14 protein-coding genes are annotated in these 18,346 nt (G+C 67.1%); 10 read left to right on the forward strand and 4 right to left on the reverse strand.

The window, feature by feature from the left end; genetic code table 11:
- Positions 1-22 precede the first annotated feature (22 nt).
- The 9 genes from miaA to ACWCOP_RS03750 all read left to right on the forward strand — a co-directional run bounded on the left by miaA (position 23) and on the right by ACWCOP_RS03750 (position 10,097).
- Positions 23-955: a tRNA (adenosine(37)-N6)-dimethylallyltransferase MiaA gene (gene miaA, locus ACWCOP_RS03710; RefSeq protein ID WP_478250648.1), complete on the forward strand. Its 933-nt coding sequence runs from the start codon at positions 23-25 to the stop codon at positions 953-955.
- Entirely contained in the window at positions 956-1,942 is a 987-nt protein-coding gene (ilvC, locus tag ACWCOP_RS03715; protein WP_478249885.1) for a ketol-acid reductoisomerase, read from the forward strand. It abuts the gene before it with no gap.
- A gap of 88 nt (positions 1,943-2,030) precedes the next feature.
- Positions 2,031-2,831 (forward strand): TVP38/TMEM64 family protein, encoded by an 801-nt coding sequence (locus ACWCOP_RS03720; RefSeq protein ID WP_478249886.1) that lies wholly within the window; start codon positions 2,031-2,033, stop codon positions 2,829-2,831.
- A gap of 129 nt (positions 2,832-2,960) precedes the next feature.
- Positions 2,961-4,001, forward strand: a complete 1,041-nt coding sequence (locus tag ACWCOP_RS03725) for a rod shape-determining protein (RefSeq protein WP_478249887.1) — start codon at positions 2,961-2,963, stop codon at positions 3,999-4,001.
- A 29-nt stretch (positions 4,002-4,030) separates the two neighbouring features.
- Positions 4,031-4,996 carry a rod shape-determining protein MreC gene (mreC, locus tag ACWCOP_RS03730; RefSeq protein WP_478249888.1) on the forward strand — a complete coding sequence of 322 codons (966 nt, stop codon included), beginning with the start codon at positions 4,031-4,033 and terminating at the stop codon, positions 4,994-4,996.
- Between the two features lie 11 nt (positions 4,997-5,007).
- The gene (locus tag ACWCOP_RS03735) at positions 5,008-5,505 is read left to right on the forward strand and encodes a hypothetical protein (RefSeq protein WP_478249889.1); all 498 of its coding nucleotides are present in this window, start codon (positions 5,008-5,010) and stop codon (positions 5,503-5,505) included.
- Positions 5,506-5,552: 47 nt separating this feature from the next.
- Positions 5,553-7,436, forward strand: a complete 1,884-nt coding sequence (mrdA, locus tag ACWCOP_RS03740) for a penicillin-binding protein 2 (protein WP_478249890.1) — start codon at positions 5,553-5,555, stop codon at positions 7,434-7,436.
- A 3-nt stretch (positions 7,437-7,439) separates the two neighbouring features.
- Positions 7,440-8,585 (forward strand): rod shape-determining protein RodA, encoded by a 1,146-nt coding sequence (gene rodA, locus ACWCOP_RS03745; RefSeq protein WP_478249891.1) that lies wholly within the window; start codon positions 7,440-7,442, stop codon positions 8,583-8,585.
- Positions 8,586-8,795: 210 nt separating this feature from the next.
- A complete protein-coding gene (locus tag ACWCOP_RS03750) occupies positions 8,796-10,097 on the forward strand; it encodes a sodium-dependent transporter (RefSeq protein ID WP_478249892.1) in 1,302 nt (433 codons plus the stop codon).
- A 450-nt stretch (positions 10,098-10,547) separates the two neighbouring features.
- On the opposite strand, the gene scpA is transcribed toward ACWCOP_RS03750, so the two are convergent.
- Together scpA and ACWCOP_RS03760 are read right to left on the reverse strand one after the other, a co-directional pair.
- Positions 10,548-12,695 (reverse strand): methylmalonyl-CoA mutase, encoded by a 2,148-nt coding sequence (gene scpA, locus ACWCOP_RS03755; RefSeq protein ID WP_478249893.1) that lies wholly within the window; start codon positions 12,693-12,695, stop codon positions 10,548-10,550.
- On the reverse strand, positions 12,692-14,659 hold the full coding sequence (locus tag ACWCOP_RS03760) for a methylmalonyl-CoA mutase family protein (RefSeq protein ID WP_478249894.1): 1,968 nt from the start codon (positions 14,657-14,659) through the stop codon (positions 12,692-12,694). The genes scpA and ACWCOP_RS03760 overlap by 4 nt, the downstream gene beginning before the upstream one ends.
- A 137-nt stretch (positions 14,660-14,796) precedes the next feature.
- Here ACWCOP_RS03760 and ACWCOP_RS03765 point away from each other — a divergent pair, with 137 nt between their 5' ends.
- Positions 14,797-16,164, forward strand: coding sequence for a DUF2793 domain-containing protein (locus ACWCOP_RS03765; protein ID WP_478249895.1), 1,368 nt, complete (start codon positions 14,797-14,799; stop codon positions 16,162-16,164).
- 51 nt (positions 16,165-16,215) lie between these two features.
- Here the strand turns inward: ACWCOP_RS03765 and ACWCOP_RS03770 are convergent, their stop codons facing one another.
- Both ACWCOP_RS03770 and ACWCOP_RS03775 read right to left on the reverse strand, forming a co-directional pair.
- Positions 16,216-17,427: a M14 family metallopeptidase gene (locus tag ACWCOP_RS03770; RefSeq protein WP_478249896.1), complete on the reverse strand. Its 1,212-nt coding sequence runs from the start codon at positions 17,425-17,427 to the stop codon at positions 16,216-16,218.
- Complete coding sequence (locus ACWCOP_RS03775; RefSeq protein ID WP_478249897.1) at positions 17,396-18,277, reverse strand: alpha/beta hydrolase family protein; 882 nt, start codon at positions 18,275-18,277, stop codon at positions 17,396-17,398. Before ACWCOP_RS03775 ends, ACWCOP_RS03770 begins: the two co-directional genes overlap by 32 nt.
- Positions 18,278-18,346 lie beyond the last annotated feature (69 nt).

Consider the following 18,346-nt stretch of genomic DNA (forward strand, 5'->3'; position numbering starts at 1 on the left):
TACGTTGCGGCGCGCGCCCGTGATCCCCGACATTCTGTTTCTCGCCGGGCCCACCGCCAGCGGCAAGACGGCGCTGTCGCTTCACGCGGCGCGCACGCTGAACGGCGAGATCGTCAACGCCGACTCCATGCAGGTCTATGCCGGGCTCGACATTATCGCGGCTCAGCCCGGTCCTGAGGAAAAAGCCGCCGCGCCCCATCATCTGTTCGCGCAGATCGATCCCGGCGAGCGCTGCTCGGTGGGGCGGTGGGCGCGCCTGGCGCTTGAGCGCATCGAGGACATCACGGCTCGCGGCCGCGTGGCGATCCTGGTCGGCGGGACCGGGCTTTATTTCAAGGCGCTCACCGAGGGGCTCGCTCCGGCGCCGGACATTCCAGACGAAATCAATGACGCGGTGCAGGCGCTCTATGAGCGCGGCGGGCTGGAGGCGCTGCGCGAGGCGGCCGAGGCCGCCGATCCCGCCGGCGCGTCCCGCGTCAAGGCGGGCGACCGCCAGCGGCTCATGCGCATCGTGGCGGTGAAGCGCGCCAGCGGTGCGGCGCTCTCCGCGCTGCAGTCGCGCACGACGCCGCTTTTGGATCACAGCCGCTGGCGCGGCGTGGTGATCCGCCCGCCCCGCGACACGCTTTATGCAAGGATCGAAGCGCGGTTCGACCAGATGCTCGCCGCCGGCGCCCTGGACGAGGCGCGGTTGCTGGCGGAGCGCGGCCTTGATCCCGCCTTGCCGGCGATGAAGGCGGTGGGGGTCCCGCCCCTGCTGAATCATCTGGTCGGAAACACCGACCTTGAGACTGCGATCGAGCTGGCCAAGCGGGACTCCCGGCGCTTCGCCAAGCGGCAATTCACCTGGTTCTCCAACCAGCATCCCGGGTGGGCGCGCATTGAAAGCCTTGACCCGGACCATCAGCGCGAGGAGCTTGCGCGCCTGCTCAAATCCGAATTCGGAGCCGGCTGAATGCCCCTCTATGAAGCTGATATTGATCTGAATCCGATCCGCTCGCGAAAAGTGGCGCTGATCGGCTACGGCAATCACGGTCGCTCCCATGCGCTCAATCTGCGCGATTGCGGGGTGGAGGGCGTGCTTGTGGGGCTGCGCGACGGCTCGGCGTCGGCGACGAAAGCCAGGGCGGACGGGTTTGAGGTGGTGAGCCTTGAGGACGCGGCGCGGCGCGCCGACGTGCTCTCCATCCTGGCTGCTGACGAAGCGCACAAGGAAATCTGGGAGACAAGGCTGGCGCCCCATGCCCGCGCAGGCCAGTGCCTGATGTTCTGCCACGGCTTCTCGGTGGATTACGGGCTGGTGGATGCGCCAGACGGCTTTGACGTGGTGCTGGCCGCCGCCAAAGGGCCGGGCGGGGCGGTACGCACCGCTTTTGAAAAGGGTGGCGGGCTGGTGGGCTTCTACGCCGTGCACCGCGACGCCACCGGCGAGGCCGGCGCGGTCGCCAAGGCCTATCTCGCCGCTTTGGGCTGCGGGCGGGCCGGCGTGCACGAGACGACATTCAAGGAAGAGGCGCTGGCCGACATTCTGGGCGAGCAGGCGGTTCTGGTGGGCGGGATGTGCGCGCTGGCGCGGGAGGGCTTTGACCAGCTCACCGCCGCCGGGATCAGCCCCGAAATGGCCTATATCGACACGGTCCACGAGCTTAAATACATCGCCGAGTTGATCCATGAGCGCGGGATTCACGGCATGTACGCCGCGATCTCCGACACCGCCGAATTCGGCGCCCACGAGGTGGAGGGCAAAATCCGAGAAGCGGTGCGCCCGGTGTTCGCGGCCATCGTGAAAGACGTCACCGCGGGCGATTTCGCCCGGCGCTGGGTGGCCGACTATAAGAACGGACGCGCCCGCCTGCTCGACATGCGCGCCAAAGCGGGCGAGCATCCGTTAGAAAGGGCGGGCGAGACGATGCGCGGAGCGTCCCGGAGGCGCGCCGAATAAACGCCGCAATTAAAGCGCCTAAGCGCGCGCTCCGCGGCCTGGAACTTGCTGGGGCGTCCGCGGACCAGATTTGAAGATCGCACCCGCCATGGACGCATTTTTCCGTTTTATCACACGCCTTGATTCGCGCGCCGTGCGGGCGGTCTGGATCACGCTGGTTCTGTTCGCGCTGGTGGTGGCCGTATTCGTCATCGGCCGCTTTGTGCTGGACATCGAGCAGAACTCGGTGCGCGACTGGTTCTCCAGCGCTTCGAGCCAGTGGTACGCGTTGCCGGCCACGATCCTTCTGTTCACCGCCCTGGCCTTCGTGGGCGCGCCGCAATTTGCGCTGATCGCTGCGGCGGTGTTCGCCTTCGGTCCGGTGCAGGGCTTCTTGTATTCGTGGATCGCCACGATGGTCTCGGCCAGCGTGAATTTCTGGCTCGGACGATTTCTGGGCGCCGAAACGGTGCGCCGCTATGGCGGCAAGACGGTGAACCGAATCTCCAGCTTCGTGGGCAAGAACGGCTTCTGGGCCAGCCTCATCGTGCGCATCGTTCCCAGCGCGCCCTTCATCGTGGTCAACATGGCCGCCGGTGTGTCTCACATGGGATACGCGCCCTTCCTGGCGGGGCTTGGCCTTGGGGTGATCCCGAAAACGGCGATCATCGCCTTCTTCGGCGGCTCGCTCATGGCGCTGTTCGCCGGCGGCGGCTGGGAGGCGATCGCCGCGCTCGCGGCGGCGGCGGCGGCCTGGGTGGCGTTCATGCTCTACGCGCGCAAACTGCTGCGCAGCGACGAGGGTCCGGTGGGCCCGGGGCCTGACGCGGGCAGCGACGCAGACGGTGCGCCGGACGCAGGCCCGGAGGCGGGCCGCGCCGATGACGACGAGACTGCGGATGACCGTTGAACGGCTGAGCGCGGAGGCTGCGCATGGCTTGCAATCCCAGCCGGACCGTCGCACAAGGAACACACTTGAAAATTAAATCCCGTGGTGATGAGAGTCGCCGACGGGCGGCCGAATGAAACGGGAAAGCGCATGTTCTCAAGCGTGTTCGGGCTCCTCTCTGCTGACATCGCCATTGATTTGGGCACGGCGAACACGCTTGTTTACGTGAAAGGCCGCGGTGTCGTTCTGAACGAGCCGTCCGTGGTCGCCTACAAGATCGAAAAAGGCCGCAAGCACGTGCAGGCGGTCGGCACGGAAGCCAAGCTGATGCTCGGCAAGACGCCCGGCAATGTCGAGGCGATCCGTCCCATGCGCGACGGCGTCATCGCAGATTTCGACGTCGCCGAAGAGATGATCAAGCACTTCATCCGCAAGGTTCACAATCGCCGGGCTTTTGTGAGCCCGCAGGTCGTGATCTGTGTGCCGTCGGGCGCCACCGCGGTGGAGCGGCGCGCCATCCACGAAAGCGCGAGCCTGGCCGGCGCGCGCAAGGTCTATCTCATCGACGAGCCCATGGCCGCCGCGGTCGGCGCCGGGCTGCCCATCGACGAGCCCACCGGCTCAATGATCGTGGACATTGGCGGCGGCACCACCGAAGTTGCGGTGATGAGCCTTTCGGGCATCGTCTATTCACGCTCGGTGCGCGTGGGCGGCGACAAGATGGACGAGTCCATCATCAATTATATCCGCCGCTCGGCGAACCTTCTCATCGGCGAGACCAGCGCCGAGCGCATCAAGAAGGAAATCGGCTCGGCCACCCCGCCGCCCAAGGGCGAGGGTCTGACGCTGGAGATCAAGGGCCGCGACCTGATGAACGGCGTGCCGCGCGAGATCGTGGTCACCGAAGCGATGATCGCCGACGCGCTGTCCGAACCGGTCGAGCAGATCGTCGAAGCGGTCAAGCAGGCCCTTGAAGCGACCCCGCCGGAACTGGCAGCGGACATTGTGGACAAGGGCATCGTGCTCACCGGCGGCGGCGCGCTTTTGAGAAATCTGGACACCGAGCTTCGCGATCGCACGGGCCTTCCCGTGAGCCTCGCCGACGACCCGCTGTCCTGTGTGGTGCTTGGCTGCGGCAAGGCGGTGGAGAATCTGCGTCTGTGGCGGCCCATCCTGGCCGAGGCGATCTAGCGCCGCGTCATTAGGAGGATCGCGCGACCGTGGCCAGACGACCGGGGCGCCGACATTCTGACGAGGGCGTACGCTTTCCCCTCGCGCTGACCGGGCTCTGCCTGATCATCGCGGCTCTGCTGGTCTGGCTTGATCGCCCTGACGCCCGCATCGAACCTTTGAGCCAGGCGCGCGCGAATTTCAACGACGCGGCCTTGCCCATGCTCCAGTTCGCCGGAGAGCCGCTGCGCGGCATGGGCAATATGGGTCCCTGGTGGCGTCGTCAGATGGAGCTCGCCGAGGAGAATCGCGCCCTGCGCCTGCGCGCCGCCGAGCTGCGCGCCTGGCGCGACGTCGCCCTTTCCCTGCAGGAACGCAACCGGCGCTACGAGGACATGCTCAATGTCCACGGGCCCGATATGGGCGCGCGCATCAGCGCCTGGACCGTGGCCGACCAGTCCACCGATTTCGTGCGCTCGCGCCTGGTTGCCGCCGGCGCCGAGCAGGGCGTGGAGACCGGCCTTCCGGCGGTGAATATCTACGGCCTGATCGGGCGCACGGTGGATGTGGGTCGGCAAAGCGCGCGCGTCCTCATGCTCACCGATTTCAACAGCCGGGTGGCGGTCATGGCCGACCGCTCCAACGCCCGCGCCCTTCTGGTGGGCGACAACACAGACTTTCCGCGCCTGGAGTATCTGGGCCGCGATCCCGACCTGGTCGAAGGCGACCGCATCGTAACCTCCGGCGATGACAATGTGATGCCGCGCGGCCTGCCCGTAGGCGAGGCGGTGCGCGACCGCGACGGGCGCTGGCGCGTGGCGCTGTACAGCGCCGCCGCGCCCATCGATCTGGTGTGGATCTGGCCGTTTGACGCGGTGGACGCGCCGGGATCGGCTCTGGAGGAGGGCGCCTCCCCGCTCGTGAGCGCGCCCGGCGCTCAAAGCGTGGGCGATGCGGTGATCGCGCCCTCCGGGGACGGGTCCGGCGGCGATACAGCTTTGGAGGATGGCCGCTAATGCGCGCGCCCATGGACACACGATCGACCTGGCCGGGGCTCGCCGCCTTCGTGGTGACGCTGTTTCTGGCGCTTCTGGCCTATGCGGTTCTTGGTCGCGCCGGCGCCACGGGGCCGGTGCTGATCAATCTTCCGCTGATCACGCTGTTCATCTGGTCGCTGCGCCGGCCCTGGTTCATTTCCCCGCCGGTGCTTTTGATCGTCGGCCTGGTGCAGGATCTGCTCATCGGCGCCCCCATGGGCGTATGGGCGCTGGCGTATATCGCCGCCTTCGCAATCGCGCGCGACCGCGAGACGGACGGGGCGGGCCGCGATGTGGGACCGGTGAGCGCGCGGTTTGCGGCGCTGGCCGCCATCGCCTTCGCCGGCGCCTGGGCTGCGGGAAGCGCGGCCATCGGCGCGCCGGCCGCCCTTGGGGCGTTGATTAGTGAGGGATTGCTCACCATCCTCTTGTTTCCGATCTTCGCGTGGGTGTTCGCCCGGCGCCGGGAGCGGTCGGCGTTTTCTTAAGCCCTCACAGGCGAAACTGATTGCGACAGCGGTTCGGAAAGGCGGCCATGCAGCGCGACAAGCAGGAAAGCCAGGCCCGGTTCAACCGGCGCGCCCTGTTGATGGGCGTCGCCGGAGCAGCCGTGTTCGCGGGGCTGGGCGCGCGCCTGTATTCGCTGCAGATCCTTGAACAGGAACGCTATCGCACGCTCTCCGACGACAACCAGTTCAATTACCGCCTCCAGCCGCCCGTCCGCGGACGGCTTCTGGACCGCTTCGACCAGCCGTTGGCGGAAAACCGCGACAGCTACCGGCTGATGATCGTGCCCGAACAGGCCGGCGATCCGCGTGCGGCGCTGGAGCGGCTGTCGCGCTTCATGCCGCTGAGCGAGGAGCGCATCGAGCGCCTGGTGCGCGAAATCAGCCGCTCGCCGCGCTTCCAGCCGGTGACGATCGCAGAGGATCTCGACTGGGAGACCTTCACGAGGATCAATCTGCAGCTTCCCGAACTGTCCGGCATCACGCCCGATGTGGGCGAGGTGCGAACCTACCCCCACCCCCAGGCTTTCGCCCATGTGACCGGCTATGTGCAGTCGGCGCCGGCCAATCAGGGCCAGACCGATCCGCTCCTGCTGCATCCTGGATTCCGGATCGGACGCTCGGGCGTCGAGGCCTACGCCGAGGACCGGCTGCGCGGCGCCGCCGGCCAGCTTAAAGTCGAGGTCAACGCCTTCGGCCGTGTGATCCGCGAATTGCCCGAACAGTCGGTTCCCGCCGTGCCGGGTGAGGACGTGCGCCTCACCGTGGATCTGCGCGCCCAGCGCGCCGCCATGGCGGCGCTGGACGGTCAGGCCGCCGCAGCGGTGGCCATCGACGTCACCAATGGCGAGATCCTGTCGCTCGCCTCCTCTCCCAGCTTTGATCCCAACGCCTTCGTGCTCGGCATCGCCCAGGACGCGTTCGATGCGCTGAACTCCAACCCCTATCGGCCGCTCTTCAACAAGGCGACCACGGGGCTCTACTCGCCCGCCTCCACGGTGAAGGGGATGGTGGCGCTGGCCGCACTGACCGAAGGGGTGTTCGAGCCGGACGAGCGCGTCCGCTGCACCGGCTCGACGCGGCTCGGCAACCGCACCTTCCACTGCTGGCGGCGCGAGGGGCATGGCAGCGTCAATTACCATGACGCGGTGAAGACCAGCTGCGACATCTTTTTCTACGAGGCCGCCCGGCGGCTGGGGATCGAACGCTGGCGCGACATCGCGCTTCGATGCGGCATGGGCGAGCTGTTTGATATCGGCATCGCCATCCCCCAGCGCGCCGAGGGCCTGGTGCCCAGCCCCGCCTGGAAGCGCGCGCGCCGGGGCCTGCCCTGGACCACGGGCGACATGTATAATGTGGGTATCGGCCAGGGCGATCTCCTCACCTCGCCGCTGCAGCTGGCGGTGATGACCGCGCGTGTGGCCACGGGCAAGCGGGTCATGCCCACCCTTTTTCCGCGCGGACCGGACCATCAGTTTGAAGATCTGGGCTTTGATCCCGAGGTGCGCGAGCGCGTGCACCAGGCCATGCGCGCCGTGGTGAACGAGCCGGGCGGCACGTCCTACTGGACCCTGGACGCCGGGCGCGGGCTGGGCATCGAGGGCGTGGAGATGTGCGGCAAGACCGGCACCTCGCAGGTCTACTCCATCACCACCGAAGAGCGCGCCTCGGGCCTTCGCGGTCAGGATGATCTGCCCTGGCGGCTGCGCAATCACGGCCTGTTCGTCGGCTATGCGCCGGCCGCCGCGCCGCGCTACGCCGTGGCCGTGGTGATCGAGCACGGCGGCGGCGGCGGCGCTGCGACGCGGCCGGCGCGCGACATCCTGCGCGACCTGGTGGAGCGTGACCCGGCGGCCCGGCCCGTGGGTCCCATCGCCCGCGCCCCGGCCAACGATCCCAGCGCGGAGGGCTGATCCATGGCCGTCTTCACCCAGTCGGTCCCGCGCGGGTTTCGTGAAAAGCTCTATGAGATCAACTGGGCCTTCGTCCTGCTGATCCTGCTGATCGGCTGCATCGGGGTGGCGATGCTCTACTCGGTGGAAGGCGGCGCCTGGGACCCTTATGCGGCGCGCCACGCGGTTCGCTTCACCGCCGGCGTGGGCCTGATGGTGGGGGTGGCGCTGTTTCCGCCGCGATTCTGGATGGGGATCGCCTATCCCGCCTTTCTGGGCGCCCTGCTTTTGCTGGTGGGGGTGGAGCTGTTCGGGGCCACCGCCATGGGCGCCCAGCGCTGGCTGGATATCGGACCGATCCGCATTCAGCCGTCGGAATTGATGAAGATCGCCCTCGTGCTCGCGCTGGCGCGCTATTATCACGATCTGCCTGAAGAGCGGGTCTCCACCCTTGGGGGGCTGATGATCCCGGCGGCGATGATCGGGGCGCCCATGGGCCTCATCGTGCTGCAGCCCGACCTTGGCACCTCGGTGCTGCTGGGCGCCACCGGCGCGGCCATCGTGTTCATGGCGGGCCTGTCGTGGAAGGTGATCCTGGGCGCGCTCGGCTTCGCGGTAACCGGCGCCTGGGTGTATCTGCAATACTTCATCGCGCCCTATCAGCTGTCGCGCATCCAGACGTTTCTGGACCCCGAAGCCGATCCCATGGGCGAGGGCTATCAGATCCTGCAGTCGAAGATCGCGCTGGGCTCCGGCGGCGCCACCGGCAAGGGCTTCATGGAAGGCAGCCAGGCGCACCTGAACTTCCTGCCCGAAAAACAGACCGACTTCATCTTCACCATGCTGGGCGAGGAATTCGGCTTTGTCGGCGGCGTTTTCGTGCTGGTGCTTTATGCGCTGGTGCTGGCCAATTGCGTCCTTATCGCGGCCTCGTGCAAGTCCACCTTCCTGCGCCTTACGGTGATGGGCGTGGCCACCACGTTCGCGCTCTATGTCTTCATCAATGTGGGCATGGTGATGGGGCTGTTGCCGGTGGTCGGGGTGCCGCTGCCGATGATCTCCTATGGCGGCACGGTGATGCTCACCGTGCTGTTCGGGCTGGGGTTGATCCTGGGGGCCCACGTCCATCGCGGCGCCGAGCCGCCCAAGGGCGCCGGCGTGTTCGGCTAGCCCGCGCGCCGCTTCCGGGCGGCCCGGATCTGGCGTGCATGCTTGATCTTTCAGCCGGTTTCGCTCAGGCTTCGCGCCAATCCGCCGCAGGCCACGGCCCGGTGTGAAAAGCGTGCGCACCGGGGCGCGCGCCGGGGAGGGGAGCTTACACACATGGCGATAGGCGGTTCTGCGTCTCACGGCACCTGGAATTCCAGATTCGGATTCCTCATGGCCGCGATCGGGTCCTCGGTGGGTCTGGGCAATTTCTGGCGCTTTCCCTACACGGCGGGCGAAAACGGCGGCGCGGCCTTCGTGCTGGTCTATCTCATCTGCGTGGCGCTCATCGCCTTTCCCATCCTCATGGCCGAGCTGTCCATCGGGCGCCACGCCCGCGCCAGCGCCGTGGGCTCGTTCCGCAAGATGGCGTTTGACGCCGGCGCCTCCCAGCTCTGGTCCATCGGCGGCTGGGTCGGCATGTCCGCCGCGGTGATGATCCTGTGCTTCTATTCGGTCGTGGCCGGCTGGGTCGCCGCCTATGTCTTTCAGATGATCCAGGGCGATTTTGTCGGGCTCGGCGTCGAAGCGGCCAGTGCGCGCTTTGACGTTCTGGTGGGCGACACCAGCACCGTCATCGGCTGGCATGTGGTGTTCATGCTCATCACCGTGGGCGTCGTCTGTCTGGGCGTGACCAAGGGGATCGAGCGGGTGGTGACCATCCTCATGCCGCTCTTCTTCCTGATGCTCATCGGCATGGTCGTCTATGCCGGCATGGCCGGCGATATGGGCGCGGCGGTGGAATACCTGTTCACCCCGGACCTTTCCGAGATTTCGCCCTCCACCGTGCTAGCGGCGCTGGGACAGGCCTTCTTCTCCATCGGGGTCGGCGGCGCGGTCATGATCACCTACGGCTCGTATCTGAACCGCAGCGACAACCTGCCCCAGTCGGCGACCATCATCGCCGGCGCCGACACGCTGGTGGCGATCATCGCGGGCCTTGCGATCTTCCCCTTCGTATTCGCCTTCGGTCTCAGCGCCAGCGCCGGTCCGGGCCTGTTCTTCCAGACGCTTCCGGCCGCCTTCGCCCAGATGCCAGGCGGCCAGTGGGTGGGTACGGCGTTTTTCGCCTTGGCCTTCATCGCGGCGCTGACCAGCTCGATCTCGCTTCTGCAGGTGATCGTCGCGTTCGGCGAGGAGCACACGGACTTTGGCCGCGTAGGCTCGACCTTGTTCTTCGGCGCGATCATCTTCCTGTTCGGCGTGGCCGCCGCCATGTCGGGCGACTTCTTCAACCTGCTGGACATGATTTCGGGCCGCTTCCTCCTGCCTCTGGGCGGCTTGCTGGTGGCGCTGTTCACCGGCTGGGTGGTCTCCAGGGCGCTCATGCGCAAGGAGCTGGAGGAAAGCTCGGACGCCTTCTTCCGCTACTGGCGCTTCACCATCCGCTGGCTGGCGCCCATCGCGGTGGGCCTGATCATCATCACCGGCCTGGCGGAAACCTTCGGCCTGCCCGTGCCGTTCATCGGCGGCTAAAGCCTGCGCCCCCGCCAAACGAGGAGCGGCCCCGCTTTTGCGCGGGGCCGTTTTCGTTTGGGTGATGTTCACCCGCAGGAACACGCCGTCACCACATCTCCGCCTTGATCCGGGGGTGTCCGCGAAGCGGACGGAGGGGGTGGCGGCGCGAGATTCTGCCGGGTGGGCGCCTCGCGCCCCTCAAGGGCGGCGAACCCATCGCCAACCATCATGAACAGCTTCACCCGCAACAGGCCCGGTTTCACCCGGAAACCGCGCCCTCCCACGATTCATTGCGGTATCTGAATACCTTAAAACGAACCCGCACCCGCCCGGCGACCCAGCGTCACGGCCTTGGTTGAAGGGCGCGAACTGCGGGGATTTGAGCCAGAATATTGGGGGATATCCGGCCCCGGAAAGCGCGCACAAATCTATAAAGTTCACACACTAAGTAATTGTGACGAGCCGGCGCTACTCTGTACCTTGCCTTGGCAGCAACCCAATCAGCTCCACCGCGCTCGCCGCGATCACCGTGCCGGGGGGATAGACCGCCGCGGCCCCCATCTCTTTCAGCGTCGGCACGTCTTCGGGCGGGATCACGCCGCCGACGATGATCAGCATGTCGCCTCGGCCCTGGGCCGCCAGTTCCTTTTTAAGTTCAGGCACCAGGGTGAGGTGGCCGGCGGCCAGCGAGGAGGCGGCGACCACGTGGACATCGTTCTCCACCGCCTGGCGCGCGGCTTCTTCCGGGGTCTGGAAGAGCGGACCGATATCCACGTCCCAGCCCAGATCCGCGAAGGCGGAGGCGACCACTTTCTGGCCGCGATCATGGCCGTCCTGGCCCATCTTCGCGATCAGGATGCGCGGGCGGCGGCCTTCTTCATCTGCGAACTTGTCTGCAGCCGCTAGCGCCGCCTTGACCTTCTCGTCATCACCTGAGGCTTTCAAATACACCCCCTGAACCGATTTGATCTCGGCCTTGTGGCGGCCGAAGACCTTTTCCATGGCGTCGCTCATCTCGCCCACCGTGGCGCGGGCGCGGGCCGCCTCGACACAGGCCGCAAGGAGGTTTCCCGAGCCGGCGGCGGCTTTGGTGAGCGCGTCAAGGGCGGCGTCGGTGGCGGCTTGGTCGCGTTCGGCGCGGAGTGTCTTCAGCTTCTCCAGCTGCTCGGCGCGGACCTTCTTGTTGTCGACGCGGAGCACTGACACGTCTTCAGGTTCGGTGAGGCGGAATTTGTTGACGCCCACAATGGTCTGCAGTCCTGAATCGATGCGCGCCTGGGTGCGGGCGGCGGCTTCCTCGATGCGCAGCTTGGGCACGCCCTCCTCGATGGCTTTCGCCATGCCGCCCAGCGCGTCGATCTCCTCGATATGAGACAGCGCCCGCACCGCCAGATCATGGGTGAGGCGCTCCACATAATAGCTGCCGCCCCAGGGATCGATGGCGTCGGTGAGATGGGCTTCGCTTTCCAGCACCAGCTGGGTGTTGCGCGCGATCCGGGCCGAAAAATCGGTCGGCAGGGCCAGCGCCTCGTCCAGACTGTTTGTATGCAAACTTTGTGTGTGGCCATCCACGGCGGCCATGGCCTCCACCGCGGTGCGCGCCACGTTATTGTAGACGTCCTGGGCGGTGAGCGACCAGCCGGAGGTCTGGCAATGGGTGCGCAAGGACAGCGATTTGGGGTTCTTGGGATCAAAGCGGTCGCGCACCAGGGTCGCCCACAGCAGGCGGGCGGCGCGAAGCTTGGCCACCTCCATGAAATAATTCATGGAAACGCCCCAGAAGAACGACAGGCGCGGCGCGAACGCGTCCACATCCAGCCCCGCCTCGGTCCCGGCGCGGATGTAATCGAGCCCGTCGGCGATGGTGTAGGCCAGCTCGATATCGGCCGGGGCGCCGGCCTCCTGCATGTGATAGCCCGAGATCGAGATGGAGTTGAAGCGCGGCATTTCCTTGGCCGTATAGGCAAAGATGTCGGAGATGATGCGCATGCTCGGCTGGGGCGGGTAGATATAGGTGTTGCGCACCATGAACTCTTTCAGGATGTCGTTCTGGATCGTTCCTGAAAGTTTCGCGTGCGAAACGCCTTGCTCCTCGGCCGCTACGATATAGAGCGCCATGACGGGCAGCACCGCCCCGTTCATGGTCATGGACACGCTCATCTGATCCAGCGGAATGCCGTCAAAGAGCTGCTGCATGTCGAGGATGGAGTCGATGGCGACGCCGGCCATGCCTACATCACCGATAACCCTTGGATTATCACTGTCATAGCCGCGATGGGTGGCCAGATCGAAGGCGATGGAGAGGCCCTTCTGCCCCGCCGCCAGATTGCGCCGGTAGAAGGCGTTGGAGTCCGCCGCCGTGGAGAAGCCGGCATATTGCCGGATCGTCCAGGGACGCTGAACGAACATGGTGGGGTAGGGCCCGCGGTGGAAGGGCGCCAGGCCGGGCCGTCCGTCAACGAAATCAAGGGCGTCGCGGTCCTCGGCGGTGTAGGCCGCCTTCACCGGGATCTCCTCCGACGGCGTCCAGGCGCCGCGCTCCGGCGTGTTTGCTGCGGCGGCTTCGCCAACCTCAAGAGGACCGAGATCCAGCGTGGTGAAATCGGGATGGCTCATGACTGAACTCCCGTGGCGGCGTGGGCGCGGCGTCCGTCGTCCAGAGCATCGCTACGCATATGAATGAAATGATCGATCCCGGCGAGATCATCGGGCTTTCCCGCGATCCAGACCTGGCTTGCGCCGGCGGCTTTCAGCAGCTTGGCCAGCGCCTCGGCCTTTTCGTCATAGCCCTGATCTGTCCCGCAGATCACGGCGAGGCGCGCACCGGACGCCGGGAAGGCGTCGGCGCAGGCTTCCACAGCGTCGTAGGAGGCGGGCGAGATCGCCTCCACGCCCGCCACAGCGAGACGGTTGGCGGCGAATCCGGCGCGGGCGTTGAAATCGGCCAGGGCGCCGATCGTGGCCAGAAAGGCGCGCGGCTTGGCGCCATGGGCGGCCTCGAATGCGTCGGCGGCGTCGCGAAGGTCTTCAAAAGGCGCGGCCAGTCGCATGGCGGTGAAGGGCGTCCATTCCGGTTCGGGCAGGTCGAGAACGCGCACCTGGCCGCCGGATTTGGCCGCCTTGATCTTGGCGTCGAAGGGCTGCGGCTCGATCACCGGCGCGTTGAGGGCGGGCGGCGTGTAGACGCTCGCGGTTGTCTCGACAGGTTTGGCGTCAAGCTCGGGATAGTGCGTCACACCGATCAGGCTTTCGGTCCCGGCGGCGTAGCGGGCCACGCGCGCGGCGCTCACCCTGGCGATCTCGCCCTGCAGCCAGCCGGTCTTGACCGTTTCGAACAGGCCGCCGCGCCGCTCGATCTCCTGAAACACCGCCCAGCCGGCCTCGGCCAGGCGCGCACCCAGGGTTTCGTGCAGATAGCCGCCGCCGGCCGGATCGGCGACCTTGCCCAGATGGCTCTCCTCCATGAGCATGACCTGCAGGTTTCTCGCCAGCCTGCGGGCGAAGGGCGTCGGCGCGCCGATGGCGTCGGTGAAGGGGCGCACGGTGATGGTGTCGGCGCCGCCCGCGGCCGCGGCGAGGCCTGCGCAGGCGTTGCGGATGAGGTTGGTGTAGGGATCGCGGCGGGTGAGCATGCGCCCGCTGGTGATCGCCTGCAGACTCATGGCGCGCTTGTCTTCGCTGACCCCGAACGCTTCCAGCACCCGTGTCCAGGCCCTTCGCGCGGCGCGCAGCTTGGCGATCGTCAGGTGAATGTCGGCGTCGGCGGCGATGGCGAATTCCAGCGCGCCTGCGGCCTGGTCGGGGCTCATCCCGTGATCGATGAAGGCGCGCATATAGCTCGCCCCGCCCGCGCAGACGAAGGCGATCTCCTGGGCGTCCGATCCGCCGGCCTCATGGGGAGCGGTGGCGGTGATGGAGACGACTTTCAGATGGGGGAAATGGGCCGCACAATAGGTCGCGGCCTCGGCGGTGCGTTTCAGGCGCTCAGGCAGATCCGCCGCGCCGCCCCCGGCCAGCGATTTCTGCCCGATGGGCGACAGGCCGAGCCCGCCGCGCAGCGTGGCTCCGTCCAGGCCCTCGCTCTCATAAAGCGCCAGCAATAGTGCGGCGTGCTGGGGCGCCATGCGGCTGGGCGCGAAATGAATCGGCGCCAGGTCCAGCATCACGCCGTCCAGCGCGACCTTAAGCTCGTCCAGCGTGCGCGCCGCGCAGCCGGTCTGGCCCAGCGGATCAAGGCGCAGCGTGATCTCGCTCACCCCGCCGGCGAGATCAGCCAGGATCGCCTGATTGGCGGCTTTCGGATCAGGGTCGGCGACGCTCTGGCGGATCGCCCAGGGCAGGAATTCATCGCGCCCGGCGACGCCGCCGCGGATGAAGGGCGCTGCGCCGGGCGCGCCGGTGTCGCCGGCTTCCATGAGATCATCGCGGGTGAAAAGCGGGCCGCGCTCAATGTCGTCCAGCGTCTTGCGCACAAGCTTGCCAAGCGGCGCGCCTTTCAGCGCGGCTTCAGCTTCCTGGCGCCATTGCGCGGCGCCGGCGGCCGGAAATCCTCCGGCGAAGGTATGGAGAGACTGGGTCATGGCCAAATGTCTAAACCGCACCGCGCCTAGAGGGAAGAAGGCGAGGGCGCCGGGGACAAGCGGACCGGAAATCCCACCCTTCGCCGGCGCCCTTACCCTGCGGGGAGGTTTCATTCATCTTCGCCGCGAGGTTCTCCATGCCCGATTCTACACCCCGCCTCGGCCTGCCCTGGCTGATGCCGGCCCAGGCCCGCAAGCATGTCACCGTGAACGAGGCGCTGGGCCGCCTGGATGCGATCACCGGCGCGGCGGTGGCCAGCCGCACTCTGGCCGCCCAGCCGTCCGCCCCGGCCGAGGGCGACGCTTACATTCTGCCCGCCGGGGCGAGCGGGAGCGAGTGGGCGGCGTTTTTCGAGCACGATCTGGCTTATTTTCAGGACGGCGCCTGGGCGCGCGTCGCAGCGCGCACCGGCCTGACCGCCTATGTGGCCGATGAAAGCGCGCTGGTGATGTTTGACGGCGGCGCCTGGACAGCGTTCAGCGACGCTATCGCCACGCTGGGTAATCTTCAAAGCCTGGGCGTCGGCACCGCGCCGGACGCCGCCAATCCGTTCGCCGCCAAGCTTAATCAGGCTTTATGGACGGCGCGCCCGGCGGCTGAGGGCGGCACCGGGGATCTGCGCTACACCCTGAACAAGGAGGGCGAGCCGGAGACGCTCTCGCTCGTGTTTCAAAGCGGCTGGTCGGGGCGCGCCGAGATCGGGCTGGCCGGATCGGACGATCTCTCGGTGAAGACCAGCCCGGACGGCGCCAGCTGGACCACGGCGCTGAAAGTGGACCGCCAGACCGGCGCGGTTGATCTGGCCGGGCCGTTCAGAATCGCCGGCGCTCAGACGTCCTCGCTTGTCTTTACTCCAGGCGGGGACAATGTGGTGACCATCTGGCGCGTGGACGCGCCCCGCGGCCCCATGCCTCGATCCTCCACGATCAGCGCAGTCGCCGGTGATGTCATCACGCTGACGGGACCTGATGCGCCGCTTTTCACAAACCATTTCAAACAGTCGGGCGCGAGCTATCTCAGGATCTGGAACAGCTCCGTCGCACCAGAGCAATCGGCCTGGTTGAAGGCGGTTCCCGACTGGGGCGGGGGCGACAGCCAGCTTCAGGTCACCGACGCCGCCGATATCGCCGGCTGGTCGCCCGGTGACGTGGTGCGGATCGGCGAGATGGCCCCGAACGGGGACTGGGTGTGCGCCATCGACATCTCTCCGATGATGCAGCAGGTTTTTGGAGCCGAATTCAGACAATCGGGCGTAATGGTGAGGGCCGGGCTGATCAGCGACAGCGCCGGGGACCTGCTCAGGATGACCGCTGACGGTGCGAGCGAAAGCTATGTGAACGCGGCGATAACAACCGCTCCAGGCGCTTTGGCCGGGGCCAGCGTGACCATAGCACAATGCACCCAGGCGTCTCCGATATCGAACACGAACCTGGTTTTCGTCGCTGAAAAATTCGCCGGTCAGGCGGGGCTGGAATTGATCAGCGTATACGGCGTGTTTCGGTGATGAGCATGCAAGGTGGGGCGGCGCCGCAGCCCGTCGGGCTGGTTTTTGCGCTCAGGGCCGCACGGGTTGCGGATCTGTCGGGGCCTGGGGCTGGGCAGGTTGGAGCATCAGCGCCATGACGATTTCCGCAGTGGCGACGGCCGTCGCCTGAAGGTCTTCAAGAAGACTGGCGTCGCCCACCTCATAGGTGAGGGTGGGGATCAGATAGGTGTCGTGAAACCAGCCCTTGGAAACGCCTGACCCGGACCGGTGCGAGCCGGCGCGGGCGGGCGCGGCTTCACCGAGGCGGTCAACAAGGGCGTCATGAAGCTGAGGCGCGAAATCAGGCCACGCGCCCGCGGCCGCGTCCGGCAGGGTGTAGAGCACGTCGCGGCGGGTGCCGTGGAAGTCGATCATCATCAGCGGCGCGCCGGCTTCCGCCAAGTAATCGCCCACGGCGCGCGTCTCCGGCTGGGCGAAAACGCCCCAGTCGCGATTGAGGTCGGCGCCGGCGCTGTTGTGGCGCCAGTGGCCGCGATTCAGCCCGTCGGGATTGAGCACGGGGATAAGCGTCAACCCGTAAGCGCCGCGCCAGGCGCGGGCGAGCGGGTCATCGGCAAGAAAACGTTCGGCGAAGGCTTCAAGCGCGTACGCGCCGCGGGTTTCGGGCGGATGCTGGCCGCCCAGCAATAGTAATCCGGGCCGGTCATAGCCAATCCCCAGGGCCAGGATTGGTGCGCCATCCAGCGATCGCCCGATTTCGGTGACGGTCTCGCCGGTGCGCGCGGCGATTTGCGCCAGCCACTGGTGATGCTGGTCCACGGTGTAGAAGGGCTGGGCGGAGATGCGAAGCGGGCCCTCGCCAGGATCTAGGGTGAAGCGCGTCTCGTCGGCCGCGACGCCCACAGGCGACGGCCAGCCTTGCGAGCTCACAGGCGCGACCATGGGCGGATAGCGGTGCTCGCCGCCCTCATAGGCAAGCTCCAGCGTCACCGGGCCGCACGCCTCGCACGTCAGATCAAAGGCGTACCAGGGGCTGGGATTTATGGGTTCGTTCTCGGGCGCGGTGGTGACCTGAACGGCGCCGTCCTCCAGGCGTTCACAGGCGGTGAGCCGCCCTCCGGGAAACCGCGCGTCCAGGGTCAGCGGCCCGAACACGCATACCGGTCCAGCCTGCCGGCTGGGCGTCTGCTGCTGTGCCTGCAGCGGCTGCACCGCGCATGCGGTGAGCGTCAGAGCGCCGGCAAGCGCGCTACGGCGTAGAAGGACGCGTGACCAGATCATGGGCTGCATGCTCCGCCATGAGTGAATTGTCGTGACCGACGCCCGGAACATAGCCCAGGCGCCAGTTCAGCGGCGCGCCGAGCGCCTCGGCGGCGGCAAGACCCGCCTCCATGAAGCTTCGCCCGCGCGCCAGGCGGTGGGGTCCCTGGGCCATGGCCGCTTGTGTCTGATTGAGCGAGCCGGTCTGGGCGGTGTCGGCTGACCCCAGCAGTACGGTCATGGGCCGGGCGAGCCAGCGCGCCAGATCGGCGCCGCCAAGCCCGGTCCCGCCAAGCCCGAAGGGCCAGGCGATGTCGAAATCAGGCCGGGTGTACCAACCTGCATTGGCGCTGACCGCGGCGTGAACGCGCGGCGCGGCGCTGAATACAAGATAGCGATGGACAAACTGGGCGCCGGCCGAATGGCCGTAGATCGCATAGGTCTGACACGTCAGGCCCAGCCGGGCGCGCGCGGCGTCAAACATCGGCTCGATGGCGCTGAATGACCACAGCGCGGGCGCCACGGCCCGTCCCTCTGCGTCCACTCGGTTGCCCAGATTATAATGGCTTGCAGCGGGAAAATCGGTGCGGGCGAATTCCGGCGCGGCGATGGCGAATCGATGCGTGCGCGCCGCGTCGATCCACTGGTCGCGATATTCCGACGCGTTGCGGCCCTGGCCAGACATCACGATCACCAGCGGCAGGCCTGTATCGGCGGGGTCCGGGGTGTAGGTCCAGACCGGCAGGGCCGGCCCCGCCCAGCCGTCAAAGCTGAACATGTCCGACTGTTCGTCGGCGCCGGCGTTGCGGCCAGGGTGGGCGGTCTCGGAAGCGGACTGGCTGGAGGCTGCGCCCATTCCAGTCACGCCCATCCCCGCTGCTCCGAGGCCCAATAGGCCCGCCGTGACGCTGCGCCGGGTCGTTGCACCGAAGGAGCGCTT

This window comes from Apolloniradiicaulis salifontis (genome assembly GCF_053756655.1).

What these genes read in the sequence shown, in the direction of transcription:
- ACWCOP_RS03765 (WP_478249895.1), top strand. Translation starts at nt 14,797, where the DNA reads ATGCCCGATTCTACACCCCGCCTCGGCCTGCCCTGGCTGATGCCGGCC.
- ACWCOP_RS03720 (WP_478249886.1), top strand. Translation starts at nt 2,031, where the DNA reads ATGGACGCATTTTTCCGTTTTATCACACGCCTTGATTCGCGCGCCGTG.
- rodA (WP_478249891.1), top strand. Translation starts at nt 7,440, where the DNA reads ATGGCCGTCTTCACCCAGTCGGTCCCGCGCGGGTTTCGTGAAAAGCTC.
- ACWCOP_RS03775 (WP_478249897.1), bottom strand. Translation starts at nt 18,277, where the DNA reads ATGGGCGTGACTGGAATGGGCGCAGCCTCCAGCCAGTCCGCTTCCGAG.
- ACWCOP_RS03735 (WP_478249889.1), top strand. Translation starts at nt 5,008, where the DNA reads ATGGACACACGATCGACCTGGCCGGGGCTCGCCGCCTTCGTGGTGACG.
- ACWCOP_RS03760 (WP_478249894.1), bottom strand. Translation starts at nt 14,659, where the DNA reads ATGACCCAGTCTCTCCATACCTTCGCCGGAGGATTTCCGGCCGCCGGC.
- ACWCOP_RS03770 (WP_478249896.1), bottom strand. Translation starts at nt 17,427, where the DNA reads ATGATCTGGTCACGCGTCCTTCTACGCCGTAGCGCGCTTGCCGGCGCT.
- ACWCOP_RS03725 (WP_478249887.1), top strand. Translation starts at nt 2,961, where the DNA reads ATGTTCTCAAGCGTGTTCGGGCTCCTCTCTGCTGACATCGCCATTGAT.
- mrdA (WP_478249890.1), top strand. Translation starts at nt 5,553, where the DNA reads ATGCAGCGCGACAAGCAGGAAAGCCAGGCCCGGTTCAACCGGCGCGCC.
- ilvC (WP_478249885.1), top strand. Translation starts at nt 956, where the DNA reads ATGCCCCTCTATGAAGCTGATATTGATCTGAATCCGATCCGCTCGCGA.
- scpA (WP_478249893.1), bottom strand. Translation starts at nt 12,695, where the DNA reads ATGAGCCATCCCGATTTCACCACGCTGGATCTCGGTCCTCTTGAGGTT.
- ACWCOP_RS03750 (WP_478249892.1), top strand. Translation starts at nt 8,796, where the DNA reads ATGGCCGCGATCGGGTCCTCGGTGGGTCTGGGCAATTTCTGGCGCTTT.